This is a genomic window from Verrucomicrobiales bacterium, assembly GCA_016793885.1.
Classification (GTDB): Bacteria; Verrucomicrobiota; Verrucomicrobiia; order Limisphaerales; family UBA11320; genus UBA11320.
Genome location: JAEUHE010000133.1, coordinates 50,957 through 69,249, shown reverse-complemented (window position 1 = coordinate 69,249; position 18,293 = coordinate 50,957). Strand labels below are relative to the sequence as shown.

The following is an 18,293-nucleotide window of genomic DNA, read 5'->3' as shown; positions in this document are numbered from 1 at the left end:
TTCGCAGTGGGAAGGTTTCATTTCGCGCCGTGACGTCTCAGCAAATCCACGATCGCCGGGTGTCCTCTCCGTGTCGCCCAAGCCAGCGGCGCGGCCCACGGCGGGTCATCGGGCAGATTCGGTAATGCACCGCGGGCAAGCAGCAGTTCGGTCATCGCCTTCTGGCCGAACTTCGCCGCCCAACCCAGCGGAGTGGAGCAGATGTCCTCGTCGCGCGCGTGCAGATTCGCTCCGTGGTCGAGGAACAGTGCGGCTTTTTCGACGTCTCCATTTCGTGCGAACTGATGGAGCGGCGTGATGCCCAGCCAGTCCGGTGCGCTGGGATTCATGCCGTGCTGGAACAGCAGTTCGTTCAGCTCGCGCGTCTTGGCGCCGACTGCCCAGCCGGGGAACTCGACCCGACGCGGCAGGTCAGCCTGATAACGCAGCATCAGGCGTACGAAGGATTCTTTGCCTTCGCTGGCCGCGTTGGCGAGCGCGTCCGGATCATTGGCCAACGCCGGGTTGGCCGCGAATACCGCCGCCGCCGTGAGAACGTCGCCGCTGTAAGCGAGCAGGTGAACCCCACGCGACGCGCCATGAGAACAGAGCAGATCGACCATCTCTGTGTTCGGCTTGGTGGAGTAGCCGGCCGAGCCCAGCGCGGCGCTCAGGGTGTCGGCGGAGCTCTCGATCTCCACGTTCGGGTGCGCGCCGTGCTTCAGCAGGAGTCGAACGACTTCAATATGCCCGTTGACTACGGCAGAGTGGAGCGCGTGGCCGTCAGGTGCGATGCCCTCCTCGGGCAGGTTAGGATCGGCGCCACGATCGAGCAGGAACTGGACGACTTCGAGATGCCCGCGCGCGGCAGCATTCTTGATCGGTGCGCCGCTGCCCAAGTAATAGCCCGCGTAGTCCGAGAGCCGGTTGGCTAGCGAAGGATCCTCATCCAACAACTCCCGCACACGCGCGAGATCACCGGTGGCGCAAGCCATACCCAGGTCCACTTTGGCGCCGCGGCTGATCAGGTGGCGATAGACGTCCCCTGGCTTGGTAGGCCAATCCGGCGACACATCACGCCAGCCGCGGAAATGGTAGTCGCCGTTGCTCAGGTGAATGGGCCGCGCGCCGTCTGCCCTCCGCGCGTTGAGGTCCGCGCCGCGGGTCAGCAGTTCGTCCACAAACTCCAACTGTCGGGTCATCACGGCCCAATGGATGGGCTGGTTGGAACGTTGGTCGCCGGCCTGCAGCAGTTCGGGCGAGGCATCGAGCAAAGCCCGCAGTTTGGGGAGGTCATGTTCTCGGATGGCCGCTGCGCAGGGCTCGCCACGCGGGGAGGCGCCAAGGCGTTCAGCGAATTTGGACTCCAAGAGCCGCTCCATCTCCGCGTAACCGCGGTCGCGGGCGATCTCCAGCAGGCTGTCATTCACGGCCAGCCCAAACGGATCTGGATCGCGTTCCAGCAGCAGGGCCGCAATCTCCAGCCGATTCTCTCGCACGGCGAAGTAAAGCGGCTTCCGGTAGCTATGGTGGCAGCGAGCCAGTGCCGGATCCTTCTCCAGGAGCCGTCTCACCGTCTCCAAATCGCCGGCAATGCAGGCGCAGAAGACCGCCCATACATCGGTTCCAGTTCCGGCGGACCATTTGAGCGCATCGTTGGTTTTCAGTTGGTCAGGTTGGATCATTGGGTGGCTCGATTTGAGTCTAACATCCTATTTCAGGATGGGAAGTTATGAGTTATGAGTTGTGAGCGCCGCCGACCGGCTCCGCGCGCCGCGCGAAGCATCGGTGCTGAATGGAAGCTGGTTGAATACAAGCATAGCTACGTTTTGGGTCCCGTGATCCCGCTGACAACTGACAACTGACCACAACTCATAACTCATAACTTTTAACTATCCCTGAGCGCCTCCATTGGGCGGACTTGCGTGGCACGTCGGGCGGGCAGCCAACTGGCGAATGGCGAAGCGCAGGTCGTTCATGGTGCCTTTTCGCGGCGGGCGGCCGAAGCCGGACGTTGTTTCGCGACTACCAGTTCATCGATCCAGAGCGTTTGTTCGTGAGGAAGCAGGCCCGGACCGAAGTAGGGTGTCAGGAGAAACTGATTGAACTTCATTCGTGGGAAATCCGCAGAGCGCAGGACCACATCGGAACGATCAATCACCAGTTTGCCGTCGAACCAACCACGCACGATACCGTCGGCGTTGGCCTTGTCGGCCTTCAGATCGAGAGTGTTGAGCCGAAACTCAGCCTTGATGCAGTGCCACTGATCCTCATTAAAAAGCAAATCGGCGCTGTCGTACAGGGTGCCATTGTAGCCGCCTCGAAGAGGGCCTTGGGTCAAGCCGTGCGGTTGATCCTTGTTCAGAATGTCCTGAGCCGCCAATCGGAGCCGGCCATTCTGCGGTTCGATGTACAGGGTAAGGTGACTCGCCGCGGGTCCGTGGTATTTCCCATTCTCGGTGGTCATAAAATGCATCAAGTGCGGGTGATAGGCGCGCCCTGTCCACCCCCAGCCCTTGGACAGCCGGAGGTAGCACCGCAAGTAGACGGAATCCGTGGCGTCGAACAGGCGGCGAATCCCCTGTGAATTGTCCGGTGTGGTGCTCCCCGCTTTCCACGTATAGTCCAGGCAGCCCTTCCCACTGTAAGGTCGGTTGCTGGAGATGGTGAACCGGCTTCCGTCGTACCATCCACGCTCCGAGAGACGGGCATCCTCAAAGTCTTCCGCAAAAAGCACCGAAGCTGAATCCGCCGCAGCAGTCTGGACGCCGAGCGGGAAGCGATTGGCGATAGCCAAAATGAGCACCGCCACGGCGGTGAAGCCGGGACTCTTTAGAAACTGGCGGAGGGCGAACTTCATGGGAAAGTGATGAGTGATAAGTGACGAGTGACGAGTGATGGGCAAGGCAGCTTCGGGCGAGTGTTTTGCTCCCCACTCGTCTCTCCCCACCGGTCACTTCCGCGCAATTGGCGCAGGGCTTCGATAGGATCACCGCAGCTGTCCAGTTTCTTCGGTTCGATAGAATTCATAAACTCGTCACTCATCACTCATCACTCATCACTCATGACTCCACCCTCAGTGCTTCCAAAGGATCAATTCTCGTCGCGCGCCGGGCCGGGATAAAACAAGCCGCTGCCCCAACCAAACCGATCAATCCCAACACACCGAGGAACGAAATCGGGTCGGTGTTGGTCACTTTGTACAACTCCAGCTGGCTATTGAGAACCCGGGCCGCTCCCAACCCCGCCAGAATCCCGACCACGAGGCCCAGACCGACCAGCCTGCCTCCCGCTTTCAAAATCAAGTGCACAACGTCCCTGCGCTGAGCACCCAGGGCGATGCGCAGGCCGATCTCACGTGTGCGCTGGGAAACCATGTAGGACAGGACGCTGTAGATTCCTGCCATCGCCAGCGCGAGTCCAACAGAAGCAAAGAGGCTGAACAGCGCTGTCACGAAGCGAGGCTGCGCGGTCCGGAATCCCACGATCTGATCAAAGGTGGTTGGGCCATTGATCGGTTGTTCCGCGTCCATCGTGCGCACCTCCGCACGCAACGCCTGCATAAGCCAACCCGGCTCACCCTGAGTGCGGATGGCCATAGTGCGTCCAGGGGGAGCTAGCAAAGTGTAGGGGACCAGCACGGCAGGCTTGGTCTCTTTCACCAGACCGTCATTGCGCGTATCACCCATAACGCCAATCACAGTCACATAGGCCGAAGCGTTCGATGGGGCGAGCATGCTAGATCCTGGCGGCTTGGCGAGCACGTCCAACCGCAGCCGCCGGCCAATCGGATCTTCTCCTGGCGGCCACAGCTTGACGGCTGCCTCGTTGATCACGGCCACGCGCTCGAGACCATCGATTTCCCGTCCGGTCAGCATGCGGCCCTTCCGCAAAGGGATGCCTAGTGTGCTTAAATAATCGCTACTGACGGCGTGCAGAGTCAGAGGCCTCGTCTCAGGCTCGAGGCCGCCCTCGATGGCATACGCAGATTGAGGACCGCCGAACGGCAGACCGCCGTTGCCGATGGTAGCCGACAGAACGCCAGGCATGTTATTGACTCGCTGCAGCAGTTCTTGAGCGAAGCGATTGCGAGCCTCCAGTGTCGCGTAGCGCCTGGGAGGCAAGGGGAGGTCAACCGCCACGACACGCTCTGGACGGAATCCGAGATCGACCTGATTGAGCGCCATGAAACTGCGAATGGTCAGCCCCGCGCTGAGCAGCAACACCACCGACAAGGCTACCTCAGCGATCACCAGAAGCGCACGTGTCCGCCCGCCGGACGCTCCGCTGGAGCCACGCGAGTTGTCCTTGAGCGCTTCCGTGAGATCGGGCCGTGACATTTGGAAAGCCGGAGCCAGGCCGAACAGGATGCCGGTGAGCACGGAGACAACCACGCAGAAGGCCAACACGCTGCCGTTGACCGATATCCGTGCTTCATTGGGGATATAGAAATTTGGCATCAGGCTCACCACCAATCGAGTGATGCCGAAGGCGAACAGCAGGCCAAGCAAACCTCCGAGCATCGACACCAGGATACTTTCGGTCAGCAACTGGCGAACGAGATGGCCCCGTCCGGCGCCGACCGCCAGCCGGATGGCCATCTCACGAGCTCGCGAGGTCGCACGCGCGAGTTGCAAATTGGCAACGTTGCCGCAGGCGATCAGGAGAAGCAGTCCCACTGCTCCGAACAGCAGGCGTAAGCTGCGCTGCATCTCACCGCTCGCTTGCGTGATGTCCATGTAGTTGGACAGTTGGGTGGTGAAATCGCCCTTGGGAAATCCGTTGGGATTTGCTTTCGCTTGCTCCCGCTGAAGCACATCCAGTTGTTCCTTTGCCACCCGGGCGGACACCCGCGGCTTCAGCCTCATGATCGGAAAGACTCCCCGCGTTTCACGAGGATCCGTCCCGAGTGGCAGCCACAAGCCATTGTCCGTCCACCATCCAAACCGCGGCGGCATGACCCCGATGATCGTATGGAGCTGATCATCGAGACGAAGGGTCTTGCCGAGCACATTAGTGTCGCCGCCGAAGAGCTTTTGCCAGCGTTTGTAGCTCAGCACCGTCACAGGTTCCGGCTCACCCGTGGACCGGATGTCCGAAGGCTGGATGCTACGTCCGAACAGTGGAGGCACGCCGATGAACTGAAACGCATTAGCCGACACCCGAATGCCGGTGACAGTCTCCGGCGCGTAGTCACCGGTCAGCAGAACCGATCCCGGGCGCGTTGCCATCGCGTCAGAAAACACGGATAGACGCGCCATTTCTTGAAACTCGCTGAACCGATAGGGTCGCATCGTTTCGTCCGCTTCGACACTGCGAACGCCCGGAGCCCAGATCTCGTCAGGCTTAGCGTAGGGATAGGGACTGATGAGCACGCCGTAGACAACGCTGAAAAGGGCCGTCGTCGCACCGATGCCCAGCGCGAGTGTGAGCACCGCCACGGCGGTGAACCCGGGGCTTTTGAGGAGTTGGCGGAGGGCGAACTTCATGGGGAGTTATGAGTTACAAGTTATGAGTTATGAGTTCAGTTTGCTGGCTCCGCGCGTTGCGCGGAGCGGGGCAGTGCAGATAAATTGCATTGGTTGTCGATATCCGTAGGGCTGTTATCCAGGGTTCTCGCTCATAACTCATAACTCATAACTTTTAACTGTCTCTCAACGCCTCCATCGGATCCACACGTGCTGCGCGGCGGGCGGGGATCCAGCAGGTCGCCAGCGTGATCGCCAGGACAACGATCACCATGGCAGACAGCGTGAAGGGATCAGCCGGACTGACTGAGAACAGGTAGGTCTTCAGCGCCGTCGCGAGCAGCAGGGCGACCACGAGCCCAATGCCAACCCCGACCAAAGCCAATCGCATACCGTCGCCTAGCATCATACGAAGCACGTCGTTGCGCTGAGCCCCGACCGCCATGCGGATAGCAATCTCCGTCTGTCGCGATCCGACCGCCAGCGAGAGCACTCCGTAGATGCCGATCACGGCCAGCAGGCACGCCACCAACGCGAAGACAACCAGCACATTCATGGCGAAGGTCCGCGACGCGACGGAGTCAGCGCGAATTCGCTCCAGGGTCTTGATATTTTCCACCGACACGGTGGGATCGATCGCGCGGAGCTCGCGCCCCACCGTGGTCGCCATCAGGTTCGGGTCCCCTTGTGTCCGCACCACAAGATGCTTGGAGAAAGCACTCGACTGCCAGAAGGGGAGGTAGAGTTCGGGTTCGGCTACGTCGGTCAGCGCGTCGGTGCGCGTATTGGCCAGGACGCCGACAATCTCGATGAGGTTGGTCTGGCCGCGAAGCTTTAGCCTTCGGCCCAAGGCGCTTTCACCGGGGAAATACCGATCGACCGCGGCCGCGTTCAGCATCGCCACACGCGGCGCCTGCTCGTTATCGCCGGAGCGGAAAATGCGTCCTTCCATCAGCTTCAGGCCCAGCGCCGAAAAGTAATCCGGCGTGACGGAGCGCGTGGGGAAGCTCAGCCTGTTGCCCGGCCCATCCGGGTTGGGCCGACCTTCGATCTCCAGCGTCACCTCCCATTTGTTGCCCGTCAGCGGTACGCCCCAGCCAAAGGCTGCGGCCTGCACGCCCGGCAACTCCGCCACCCGTTCGAGCGCGGCTGTGTGGAAGTTGAGATAGTTTGTCCCCACCGTAGTCACACTCATCGTGAGGATGTTCTGCGTGTCGTAGCCCGGACGGACCTCGGCAAGCGATTGGACGGTGCGGATCAATAGGCCTGCCCCGACGAGCAAGGCCAGGGTCAACGCGATTTGTGCCGTCACGACGCGGCCCAGCAAACGGCGTTCGGTGCAGCCTAAGCTCGCCGTGCGGTTACCCGCCTTGAGTTCGTTGGCCGGGTCACGGTGCAATGAGCGCAAGGCTGGCAGCACTCCGGCGGCCAGTCCTGCCAGAACCGACGCACCCAAGCAGAAGGCGACCAATGGCCAGCCAATCCGCACGTCGTCCAGGCGGGGGATGCCCGCACCACCGACCGACTTGAGCAAATCCACACACCCCACGGAGAGTGCCACGCCCACCACTCCGCCGCACATGGCCAGGAGCAGGCTCTCCAACAGCACGGGCCGGCATAATTGCAATGTGCCTGCGCCCAGCGCTGTCCGGATCGCGTATTCATGTTGCCGCTTGAGCCCCCGCGCGAGGAGGAGGCCCGCAGCATTGCCACAAGCGATCAGGAACACCAGCGCCACCGCCCCGGCCACCGGCAGCAGCAATCGGCGTCCTTCGAGATTTCTTTGAGACTCCAAGGAGAGCACCCGGGCAGAGATGCCTTCGAAGGCTCGATCCGCTTGGGCCTGCCGCGCCGCCAACCCGACGATCTCGGCCTGAGCCTCGGCCATAGTCACTCCCGGACGGAGCCGACCGACCAGATACGCGAATTGGTTCTTCAGGTTGTTGGGCGACAGCCCGGCGGGCAGCCAGTAGTCCACCTTGGCGTCCACATTGTAGTTGGGCTCCTGCGCCACGTTTGGCGAGGGCAGGAAACGAACGCCCGGCGGCATCACGCCCACGATAGTGTGCCGTCCGCGCTGGCGACTGATCTGCACCGTTTGCCCGATGACGTTGGTGTCGCCGTTAAACCGCCGCTGCCACAGGTCGTAGCCGATGATGACCGTGGAGGAAGCCTCGGCTTTCGCATCCGCCTCATTAAACGCCCGGCCCAGCGCGGGATGAACCCCCAATGCCTTGAAGTAATCGGTAGTCACCCGCATCCCCTCGATCGACTCGCTGCCATCGGGCAGAACCAGGAAGTTGAAGATCCAACCGTAGGCCGCGATGGTTTCGAAGGTTTTCGATTCCTTCTGCCATTCCACCCATTGCGCAGCGGGCCAGCCGCGCGAGTAACGCTGCCCATCCGTGCGCACGGCGCTGATCAACGCCAGCCGGTCGGGCTGCGAGTACGGTGGCGGAGTCAGCAGCACTCCATAGATCAGGCTGAACACGGTCGTCGTCGCCCCGATGCCGAGCGCGAGCGTGAGCACCGCCACGGCGGTGAAGCCGGGGCTCTTCAGCAGTTGGCGGAGTGCGAATTTCATGGGGAGTTATGAGTTACAAGTTATGAGTTATGAGTTCAGTTTGCTGGCTCCGCGCGCTGCGCGGAGCGGGGCAGTGCAGATAAATTGCATTGGTTCTCGATATCGGTAGGGCTGTTGTCCGTGATTCCCGCTCATAACTCATAACTGATAACTTTTAACTGTCTCTCAACGCTTCCATCGGGTCCACCCGCGCGGCACGACGTGCAGGCATCCATCCGGCGGCCAAGGCCGCGCAAACCACGAGCAGACAGCTGAGGCCGAAGGTAAGAGGGTCGGTGGGGCTTACTTCGTACAACACGCTACGCAGGACCCGGGTTAGACCGTAAGCCCCGACCAAGCCCAACCCTCCCCCAACTAGAACAGATCGAAATCCGTCCCTGAACACCATGCCCACAATGTCAGTCCGCTGAGCACCGACAGCGAGTCGAATTCCGAACTCCCGCGTGCGCTCTTCAACAACACACGAGAGCACCCCGTAGATGCCAACGGATGCCAACAATAGCGAAAGACCTGCGAAGAGCTGCGCCAGCCACAGAGCGAAGCGCCGGGAGGCCAATGAATCCGCAACGAGCCGATGGAGCGAGCGGACATGATACACCGGGCAGTTGCGGTCCACCGCTACCATCGCCTCCCGTATCCGATCCACGATCCGGCCCGACGCGCTTAGGCCTTGACCAACGATGGTGATTCCCGAGAAACACTGCTGGAACAGAGGACGGTAAACCTCGGGTTGTGCGGGAGCGTCCAATCCTGCGTGTTTGATGTCCTGGATGATTCCGACGACTTCACAAGGTTCGGACCCGAAGTCAGGACTGGAGATCAGCTTTCCGATCGGATCAACACCGGGAAAGAATCTTCGCGCCAGGGTTTGATTGATTATAGCCACGGCGGGAGCGTTCGTATTGTCACGCTTTTCGAACATGCGTCCCTGCGACATTGCCATTCCCATGGTTGTAAAGTAGGTCGGACTGACAAGGCGTAACCCCGCAACCCGCTTTGCATCCTTCTCAACCGGTGATCGCCCTTCGAAGCCGGTCAACGCGATATCCATATTGGCGCGTCCACTGTCCAACGGCAGCCCGTCCACCGCGGCAAACGTTTCGTTCGGGGACAGATCGGTCAATCTGTTCAGAAGGGCCTCCGCCGCCGCAATCCGAACTAGGCCATCCATATAGTTCCGGCCGTTGAACGAAACGTCAGCAGCGATCAATTGTTCTGGCCTGAATCCTGGATGCACTTCGCTCAATCGTTGGAAACTGCGCAGGAGCAGACCGGCTCCGGATAACAAGATGGTGACAAGGGCAACCTGAGCCACGACAAGGGTTGTGCGTAATCGGCGCCCTGGAATCCCCCCGGTCGAGCCGCGTCCCTCCGAATTCAGACCCCGGTTCAGATTCCGGCGCCGAAGCGTAAGAATGGGTGCCAGGCCAAGCAGGCTGCCGACAGCCAGAGAAACCAAGAGGGTGAAGCCAAGCACCCGCCCATCCAAAGAGATTTCGCCGATGCGTGGCACGCTTGCCGGGACGAACCCGATCAGAATACCCAGGGTCCACTGAGCAAGGACCAGCCCTCCAATCCCGCCCAGGCAGGCGAGCAAGAGGTTCTCGCCCATAAATTGGCGTGCGATCCGAAACGGGCTGGCTCCCAGAGCCATCCTGATGGCCACTTCCTTCTGTCGGGAAACAGCGCGCGCAAGAGCCAGGTTGGCGAGGTTGGCCGTCGCGGTGAGCAGGACGAGTCCCACGGCTCCGAAGAGCAGTAACAGGGGCCACCTTACCTGCCCCACGACAAGGTTGTTGAACGGTTCCACTGAAACACCCCATCCCTCGTTGGATTTCGGATACAGCAAGGCTTGGTCTTTTGCCAGGATCGTCATCTCGGCCTGGGCCTGCGCGACGTCCACATTGGCCTTCAGACGGCCCAGCACCAGAAACGCCCGGTAACTTCTCTGTTTCGCCAACCCGGACTTCACGGGCAACGGTCGCCAAAGATCGCTCCTGGCGAAGCCACTGTCCCAGCCCTGAATTCCCGCAGGGTCGAACAGTCTCAGCGTGGCAGGCATCACTCCCACGACGATAAAAGCGCGATCTCCCAACAAAACGGATTGATTCACGATGGAGGGATCGGCCGCAAAACGAGCGCGCCACAAGTTTTCGCTCAGGAGCACGACGTCGCCAGAGCCGGGGCTCTCATCTTCGGGCCGGAATTGACGACCCAGCAAAGGTTGTAGCCCCAGCAGGGGGAAGAAATTTGCCGAAACAGATGCCACATGAACCATGTCACTCCCATCCGAGCTGGCTATGGGCGTGGGCCCTAATACCATCGCTCCGGCCAACTCCTGAAACACCGAGTTCCCGCTACGCCAATCGGCATAGGCTCCAAGCGAAGTGACATACCGGTCCCAACCCAGTCGGGCATTGCTTTCACAAACCGCCACCAGCCGCTCCGGTTCTGGATAAGGCAGTGATCGTATGAGGAGAGCATTGATGACACTGAATAGCGCCGTGTTCGCCCCGATTCCCAGCGCCAGGGTTAGGATGGCCACGGCGGTGAAGCCAGGGTTCTTCAACAGTTGGCGGAGGGCGAGTTTCATGGGGAGTTATGAGTTACAAGTTATGAGTTATGAGTTCAGTTTGCTGGCTCCGCGCGCTGCGCGGAGCGGGGCAGTGCAGACAAATTGCATTGGTTCTCGATATCGGTAGGGCTGTTGTCCGTGATTCCCGCTCATAACTCATAACTCATAACTCATAACTTTTAACCGTCTCTAAGCGCCTCCATCGGATCCACCCGCGCGGCGCGGCGGGCGGGCAGCCAACAGGCCACGAGTGTGACGAAGGTGATCACGCAGAGGGCGATTGCCGCGATGGACCAGGGCATCCCAGGCACGTTGAAGAGAATGCCCTGCATCAACCTCCCGGCGAACCAACTGCCCAGTAGTCCCAATACTGACCCGATGAGTAGCAGGCGCAGTCCCTGAGAGAGAAAGTGGCGGGCAATGGCCTGCGGCAGCGCCCCCAGTGCCATGCGCACGCCGATCTCGCGCCGACGTTGCGCCACGGCAAAGCTCAGAACGCCATAAACGCCGATGCCCCCGAGCAGCGCCGCTACCGCAGCAAAGATTCCAGCCAACAACGCGGACGACCTCTGGGCAACCAGGCTGCCATCAATGCGGGCTTCCATCGCCCGCAGATCATAGACGGGCAGTTCGGGATCTATCTCACGAACGACGGCGCGCAGCGTATTCCCGAAGGATTCCGGGCGTTGAAGGGTGCGTGCGACCACGAATATCTTGGAGGCATCCCGGTAGGGATAAGGAAAATACACCGCGCCCAGCGCACGAGTATCAGTCAGTGCACTGGCCTTGACCGTACCTACGACACCGACAATCGTGTATGCCTGAGTGTCGGGGCCTTTCGTGGCGCTTTGGAAGAGGCGCCGTCCGAGAGCGGTGCCGTTTGGCCAATAGCGTTCGGCGAATTCTTTATCGACGACGCAAATCAGCGCGTCGCGTTGGGAGTCGGATGAATCCAGGAAGCGCCCTTCGATCAAAGGAATGGCCGTAGCGGGAAAATAGTCGCCACTGACTCCATAGGTGAGATGGGTACGAAACGATTCACCGGAGCGCAAGACGTGGCCTTCTACAAAAATCGCGCTCGTGCTTTCACCCTCCCCGGAAAAAGGCACGCAGTCGATCACTCCCACGGAGGCGACCCCGGGCACCCGACCCGTTTCCTCGACGAGGCGCTGCGCGAAACTCGACCGCGCCTGGATGCTGGGGTATCCCTTGAACGGGAGCCGGATGCGTCCCGCAAGCACATTCTCCGCCCTGAAACCTGGCGAGACTTCCGTGACCCGCTTAAGGCTCAAGGTGAAAAGCCCGGCCCCCGTGAGTAGGATCATCGCCAGAGCGACTTGCGCGACGACAAAGCTCTGGCGCAGATGCTGCGCCGCAGGCGAAGCCGTGCCGCCACGGGATTCGCTCCGTAGGACTCGGGCCAAGTCACAACGCAGGTTAAACCAGGCAATCGGCAGGGCGATGCCGATGCCCAGCACCACGGAACCCAAAATCGGCACCAAGGCCAACCGGGCGTCGAACGAAACCTCCGCGCCCAGGGGCAACTGTTCAACACCGAGCTGGCTCAGCAGCTGGATTCCCGCGGCACCCAACACCAGACCGGCGATGCCGCCGATCAGAGTCAACAACACGGTCTCCGCCACCACCTGCCGCACGACATGGTTGCGATTCGCTCCCAGGGTCTGTCGGATGCTCAGTTCACGGGTTCGTCCGCTCGCGCGAACGAGCAGCAGGTTGACGAGATTCACCACGCCGATTAGCAAGAGAAAGAGCGCTCCGCTCTGCAACAGCCAGAGTGTCTGCCCAATCGAAGCCACGTGATCGCTATGCAAGTCGGCCACCACCGTGCGGAAGCCCGCATCCGCGACCAGCTTGGCATCAGGCGACTCCACCATGTGCGCATCATCGTGCGCGTCGATCTGGGCCTGCGCCTGAGCCAGGCTCACGCCCGGCTTCAGCCTCCCGATCAGAACGTAGTCGAGGTTCGAGTGACGTTGGGCGGCTGTCCGATCCAACGGCGCGGAGGACAGCGGGGTGATGATTCGGGCTTTGGAGGAAAGAAACCGATAGTGCGGCGGCAACACGCCCACGATTGTCCTGGCGGATCCATCCATTCGAATCGTCCGCCCGACCACTCCCATATGCCCTTGAAGGCGCTCGCGCCAGTAGGAGTCGGTGAGAATTGCCACCCGATCGGATTGGTAGTTCATTTCCTCTTCGCCAAATTCACGCCCAAGAATCAGATTTACCCCCAAGGTTGCGAAGAACCCGGGCGAGACGCGCATCGTCGTCTCCTGCTCGGAAGATCCCGCTTCCCCAACGATTGCCGTACTTTCCTTCATCAGCCCCCAATGTGAAATGGCTGCGATCTCCCCCCTGCGCTCATAGAAGTTGGCAACGGAGGCTTCTCCCTTCGTCACCCCCGCCTTGGGATACGTGTTGTAGATCGTGACCAGGCGTTCCGAGTCAGGAAAAGGAAGTGGACGCACGAGGATGGCATCCACCACGGCATAGATGCTGAGATTAGCACCAATGCCGAGCGCGAGCGTGAGCACCGCCACGGCGGTGAAGCCAGGGTTCTTCAGCAGTTGGCGGAGGGCGAGTTTCATGGGAAGTTATGAGTTACAAGTTATGAGTTATGAGTTCCGTTTCCTGACTCCGCGCGCTGCGCGGAGCGGGGCAGTGCAGATAAATTGCATTGGTTCTCGATATCGGTAGGGCTGTTGTCCGTGATTCCCGCTCATAACTCATAACTCATAACTCATAACTGATAACTTTTAACTGTCTCTCAACGCCTCCATCGGATCCACCCGCGCGGCGCGGCGGGCAGGCAGCCAGCAGGCCAGCAGGGCCACTCCCGTCAGTGCCACGGCTACGCTCACAAAAGTGACGGGATCGGTGGGCTTAATCCCGAAGAGCAGGCTCGACAGATAGCGGGTGAGCGCAAAGGCCCCGACCAGGCCGATGGCCACCCCGATGAGGGCCAACTGCAGACCGCCGCGCAGAATGAGGCCCAACACCTCTCCTTTTTGAGCACCCAGGGCCATCCGCACACCGATTTCGCGCCGCCGCTGTGTTACCGAGTACGACATGACGCCGTAGATGCCCACGACGGCAAGCAGCAACGCCACTGCCGCAAAGCTCCCCAACAAGGCCATGTTCATTCGACGAGAGGTCGTGGTATTCGCCAGCCGTTGCTCCATCGTCATCAGGTTGTGGAGCGGTTGGTTCGGTTCCACTGCCGCCAGGACTCCGCGCACCGCCGAGAGGAGTTGGGTCGGGTCGCCTGCGGTGCGAAGGGCGAAGCTCAAGGAGCTTTCGATTTCGTCCAGGACCGGGGTGTACACTTCCATCCTCACGTCGCCCGCCAATCCGCTCTGCCGGACATCGCTCACCACCCCCACCACGGTTTGCCATTGCGGGCCCGTTCTTGACCCGAGGAGTCGTATGCGTTTGCCGATCGCGCTCTCGCCAGGAAAGTGATGTCTCTCAAACGACTCGTTGATGATGACCACCCCCGCCGACGGCCGCGCGTCCTGCGAGGTGAACGTGCGTCCACTCTTCAACGGAATACCCATCGCGCTGAAGTAGTCGGATGTGACCGTCGGCCGTGATATAGGCCTCACCTTCAGCTCGCCCCGTTTCAGTTTGACCACATCGATCGGGGGGCGACCCTCGATCTCAGGCAGTGTAATGCGCGAAAAGGGAGTGAGCGGGAGGGAATCCGTCGCGGCGGCGGCTTGCACACCGGGTAAAGCTCTCAGTCGCTCGAGGACTTGTTGAACGAAGGCAACCCGCTGGGCCGGTAGCTTTTCCTCCGTCAAAGCCACCTGAAACGTCAGCACGTCATCGGTCCGAAATCCGGGGTTAACGTCCGTGAGCCGCGAAAAGCTTTTCATCAACAGTCCGGCGCCGATGAGCAGTATCAAAGCCAGCGCCAATTCTGACACCACAAAGAGATGCCGGAGCCGATTGCGTTGGCCGCCCGTGTCGCCTCGGCCCTCCTCCTTGAGCGCGATGTTGACATCGGTCCGCCATGCTTGAAGCACCGGCGCAAGCCCGAACACCAACCCGGTGATCACCGAGACTCCCAGCGTAAACGCCAACACCCCGGCATCGATGCCAATCGCGTGCATCGATGGTAAACTTGCACCGCTCCATTGTCCGAGCGCCCGGACGCCCCCGAACGCTACCAGCAAACCCAAACCGCCGCCGCCCAGAGAGAGCAGCATGCTTTCGGCCAGCAGTTGGCGGGCAATCCGCATCTTTCCGGCCCCGAGGGCGGCCCGCACGGCCATCTCTCGCTGCCTCCCGGCGGCACGCGCGAGCAACAGGTTGGCGACATTGGCGCAAGCAATGAGCAGAACGAGGGCTACCGCGCCCAGCAACACCAGCAACCCCCCCTTGACGTCCCCGACGACCTGCTCGTGCAGGCCGACCAAAGTCAGGCCGCTGACGGGCCGCCCGCCGACGGGTTTCGTCTCGCGGGATTGGGCCGGCTGAACCCGCTGGGCAATCGTCTGCAATTCCGTTTCGGCCTGCATCAGAGTCACACCGGGCTTCAACCTCGCAATGGATCTCAGCAGCATCATGCCTTCACCGTGTTTCACGAATGTGCCCCCTGTGTCACTGAGCGCCATCGGCACCCAGAGTTGAAATGGTTCGGGGTATTGAAAGTGCGATGGAAGAATGCCGACCACGGTGTAGCTCTGCTCATTCAACGTCACGGTCCGGCCCAACAGGCTTGCGTCGCCGCCGAATCGGCTCCGCCAGAGTCCGTGTCCCAGAATGACCGCCTTTGGCCCATTTGGAGTGTCCTCCTCCGCGGTGAAGTTGCGTCCCAGCGCTGGCTGAACGCCGAGCAACGGAAAGAAGTCCGCCGTTACTGCGCCCGCCACCAACTGCTCCGCCGATCCAGTCCCGGTGAGCGTCATCTCGCCACCGCTGTAGGCGGCGATGCGTGTCAGCGATCGGCTCTGGTCCTTGATGGCGAGAACCATGGCGCTGCCAACGTCGGTGCTGGGTTTCCCCGACCAACTCGCGCGCAACTGCACCAACTGATCGGGTTCGGAATAGGGCAACGGCCTGAGCAGCACGGCATTGACCACGCTGAAGATGGCGGTGTTGGCGCCGATCCCCAACGCAAGCGTGAGCACCGCCACGGCGGTGAAGCCGGGGTTCTTCAAAAGTTGGCGGAGGGCGAATTTCATGGGAAAGTGATGAGTGATGAGTGACGAGTGACAAGTGATGGGCCACGCAGCTTCGGGCGAATGTTTTGCTCGCCACTCGTCACTCCCCACTGGTCACTTCTGCGCAATTGGCTCTAGGCTTTGATCATGCGGCATGATTCTTCGATCAGGTCACGGCAGCTGGCCGACTTCTTCGCTTCGATAAAGTTCATAAACTCATCACTCATCACTCATCACTCATCACTCATCACTCATCACTATTTTTCCATCCACCCATCCCGCAGGCGGATAATGCGATTGCCATAGGCCGCGTTCGATTCTGAGTGTGTCACCTGAATGATCGTGGTACCCGAGGAGTTGAGTTTCTTGAACAGCTCCATGATCTCCCGTCCCTGATCGGAATGCAGATTTCCTGTGGGTTCATCCGCGAGCAGGAGAGTGGGCTTGGCGATGATTGCCCGCGCGACGGCCACCAGCTGTTGCTGCCCGCCCGAAAGCTGGTTGGGAAATAGATCCTTCTTTCCGACCATGCCAAATCGGTCCAGCATGTCGGCCACCAAAGCCTGGCGCTCCGACGTTTTGACATCGCGATAAGAGAGAGGGATGTCCAGGTTCTCGGCCACCGTGAGATCTTCGAGCAGATGGAACTGCTGGAAGACGAACCCCACGTGCTTCTTGTTCAGCGACGCGCGTTCCTTGGCTTTCAGGGTATGGACCGCCTGGCCGGCGAAAAGATATTCACCCTGCCAAGAGTGATCGTACAGCCCAATCACGCTCAGCAGCGTCGATTTGCCCGCGCCGCTCGGACCCATGATCGTGATGAACTCGCCCTCGGCGATATCGAGATTGATCTGGCGCAGCACGTAGGTCGGGCTGGGCCGCGTGGGGAAACTCTTTTCAATGTTGCGAAGGTGAAGCATGGGGGAACAGTGATAAGTTACGAGTTACGAGTTACGAGTTACGAGTTATGAGTTGTGAGTTATGAGTTATCAGTTACGGATAGGCGGAGGGCGTTGAGCATTTTGCGGAGCTCTTGAATCAGTCGGCTGACTTCGTCGGATTCCAGGGCTGAGCAAAAGCCGAGTTCAACGCTCAGGATTAGTTGCGTGTCGAGCTCTGCGACTGATCCCTCGGCGTGGGAAATGAACTGAACAAATTCACCCGTGGTTCTTCGAGCCTGTCCTTCCGCAAGATTTGATGGAACGGATACAGCGGCCCGACGCATCTGGGAAATCAGGCCAAACTTCTCCTCATTTGGAAATCCGGCGGTTAGGCGATAAATCAACTTCGCGAGCAGCATCCCTTTCTGCCAACTGATCAACTCACGGTAACTTTGGGGTTGTTTCGAACTCATAACTCACTCCAACTCATAACTCATAACTCATAACTCGTCACTCCCCCCATCACTGCTTCGTCTCCTCCACCACTCTTCCATCAAAGAGATGAATTTGGCGGGCCGCATGACGCGCGAAACGATCGTCGTGGGTCACCATGCAGATCGTGGCACCTTCCTGATGCAACTCGCTGAGCAGGGCCATCACCGCGTCGCCGTTCTTGGAATCGAGATTCCCCGTCGGTTCGTCCGCGAGCAGGATGCTGGGTTTTCCGCCCAGAGCGCGCGCCACCGCGACCCTCTGCTGCTGCCCTCCGGAAAGTTGCGAGGGATAGTGTTTCATCCGATGTCCCATTCCCACTCGTTCTAAAGCCTTCACCGCCGCTTCCTTGCGATCGGCCGCCGCCATGCCACGGTAGGTCAACGGTAACTCAACGTTCTCAAAGACGGTGAGATCGCCGATGAGGTTAAAACTTTGGAAGATGAATCCGATTTCCTTGTTCCGAATCCGGGCGCGCGCGGCAAAGTCGAGGTTGGCGACGGCCTGACCGTTCAGGGTGTAAGTGCCATCGGTCGGCGTGTCCAACAGGCCGAGAATGGAGAGCAGGGTGGACTTCCCACACCCGGATGGTCCAGCCATGGAAACATATTCGCCCCGGGCGATGGTGAGGTGAATGTCGGCAAGAGCGTGCGTCTCCACCTCATCGGTGAAGAACACTTTCTTGATGCCGTCCAAGTGGATGAGTGGGTCGGGGGGCATTCTCGATTTTAGATTTTAGATTTTGGATTTTGGATTCAGGAGCCGGGGGCCTGCTTCCGACCACGTAGCGTTTTGATAGAGGCTACGGTCATGGCGAGGAGTTCGTCGGTTTCTTTGAGAAGCCAACTGAGTTTCGCGCTCGGCGCGATTTTCGACTCCCGAAGCAGTTCTAGCCAGTAAATGGTTTCATCGCCTTCCTCTTCGACAATGCTTAACTTATGGATCATGTCCGCTGTGGATTTGCTACGACAGGCCGCACGATAATTAGCGCCGACAGAGGTACCGGACCTCAGTATCTGCCGGCCGAGAATATCCCCGGCTTTCCCTGGAGGCAGCTCGCTAACCAACTCAATTACTTTGAGTGCCAGTTGCCTCGTCCGTTCCTTAAACAATTGCTCATTCATA

At 60.1% G+C, this 18,293-nt stretch carries 11 protein-coding genes; all 11 read right to left on the bottom strand.

Annotation, left to right across the window (positions count from 1 at the left end; all coding sequences use genetic code 11):
* Positions 1-17 precede the first annotated feature (17 nt).
* Positions 18-1,664, bottom strand: coding sequence for an ankyrin repeat domain-containing protein (locus tag JNN07_14855; protein ID MBL9169018.1), 1,647 nt, complete (start codon positions 1,662-1,664; stop codon positions 18-20).
* 290 nt (positions 1,665-1,954) lie between these two features.
* The gene (locus JNN07_14850; protein ID MBL9169017.1) at positions 1,955-2,839 is read right to left on the bottom strand and encodes a hypothetical protein; all 885 of its coding nucleotides are present in this window, start codon (positions 2,837-2,839) and stop codon (positions 1,955-1,957) included.
* A 202-nt stretch (positions 2,840-3,041) separates the two neighbouring features.
* Entirely contained in the window at positions 3,042-5,468 is a 2,427-nt protein-coding gene (locus JNN07_14845) for an ABC transporter permease (protein MBL9169016.1), read from the bottom strand.
* 154 nt (positions 5,469-5,622) lie between these two features.
* Positions 5,623-8,031, bottom strand: a complete 2,409-nt coding sequence (locus JNN07_14840) for an ABC transporter permease (GenBank protein ID MBL9169015.1) — start codon at positions 8,029-8,031, stop codon at positions 5,623-5,625.
* Positions 8,032-8,185: 154 nt separating this feature from the next.
* Positions 8,186-10,624 carry an ABC transporter permease gene (locus tag JNN07_14835; GenBank protein ID MBL9169014.1) on the bottom strand — a complete coding sequence of 813 codons (2,439 nt, stop codon included), beginning with the start codon at positions 10,622-10,624 and terminating at the stop codon, positions 8,186-8,188.
* Between the two features lie 161 nt (positions 10,625-10,785).
* A complete protein-coding gene (locus JNN07_14830) occupies positions 10,786-13,215 on the bottom strand; it encodes an ABC transporter permease (GenBank protein MBL9169013.1) in 2,430 nt (809 codons plus the stop codon).
* Between the two features lie 168 nt (positions 13,216-13,383).
* Positions 13,384-15,816: an ABC transporter permease gene (locus JNN07_14825; protein MBL9169012.1), complete on the bottom strand. Its 2,433-nt coding sequence runs from the start codon at positions 15,814-15,816 to the stop codon at positions 13,384-13,386.
* Positions 15,817-16,052: 236 nt separating this feature from the next.
* Entirely contained in the window at positions 16,053-16,715 is a 663-nt protein-coding gene (locus JNN07_14820; protein MBL9169011.1) for an ABC transporter ATP-binding protein, read from the bottom strand.
* A 59-nt stretch (positions 16,716-16,774) separates the two neighbouring features.
* Positions 16,775-17,149 carry a four helix bundle protein gene (locus tag JNN07_14815; protein ID MBL9169010.1) on the bottom strand — a complete coding sequence of 125 codons (375 nt, stop codon included), beginning with the start codon at positions 17,147-17,149 and terminating at the stop codon, positions 16,775-16,777.
* Between the two features lie 49 nt (positions 17,150-17,198).
* Entirely contained in the window at positions 17,199-17,888 is a 690-nt protein-coding gene (locus tag JNN07_14810; protein ID MBL9169009.1) for an ABC transporter ATP-binding protein, read from the bottom strand.
* Between the two features lie 35 nt (positions 17,889-17,923).
* The gene (locus tag JNN07_14805) at positions 17,924-18,292 is read right to left on the bottom strand and encodes a four helix bundle protein (protein ID MBL9169008.1); all 369 of its coding nucleotides are present in this window, start codon (positions 18,290-18,292) and stop codon (positions 17,924-17,926) included.
* Position 18,293 lies beyond the last annotated feature (1 nt).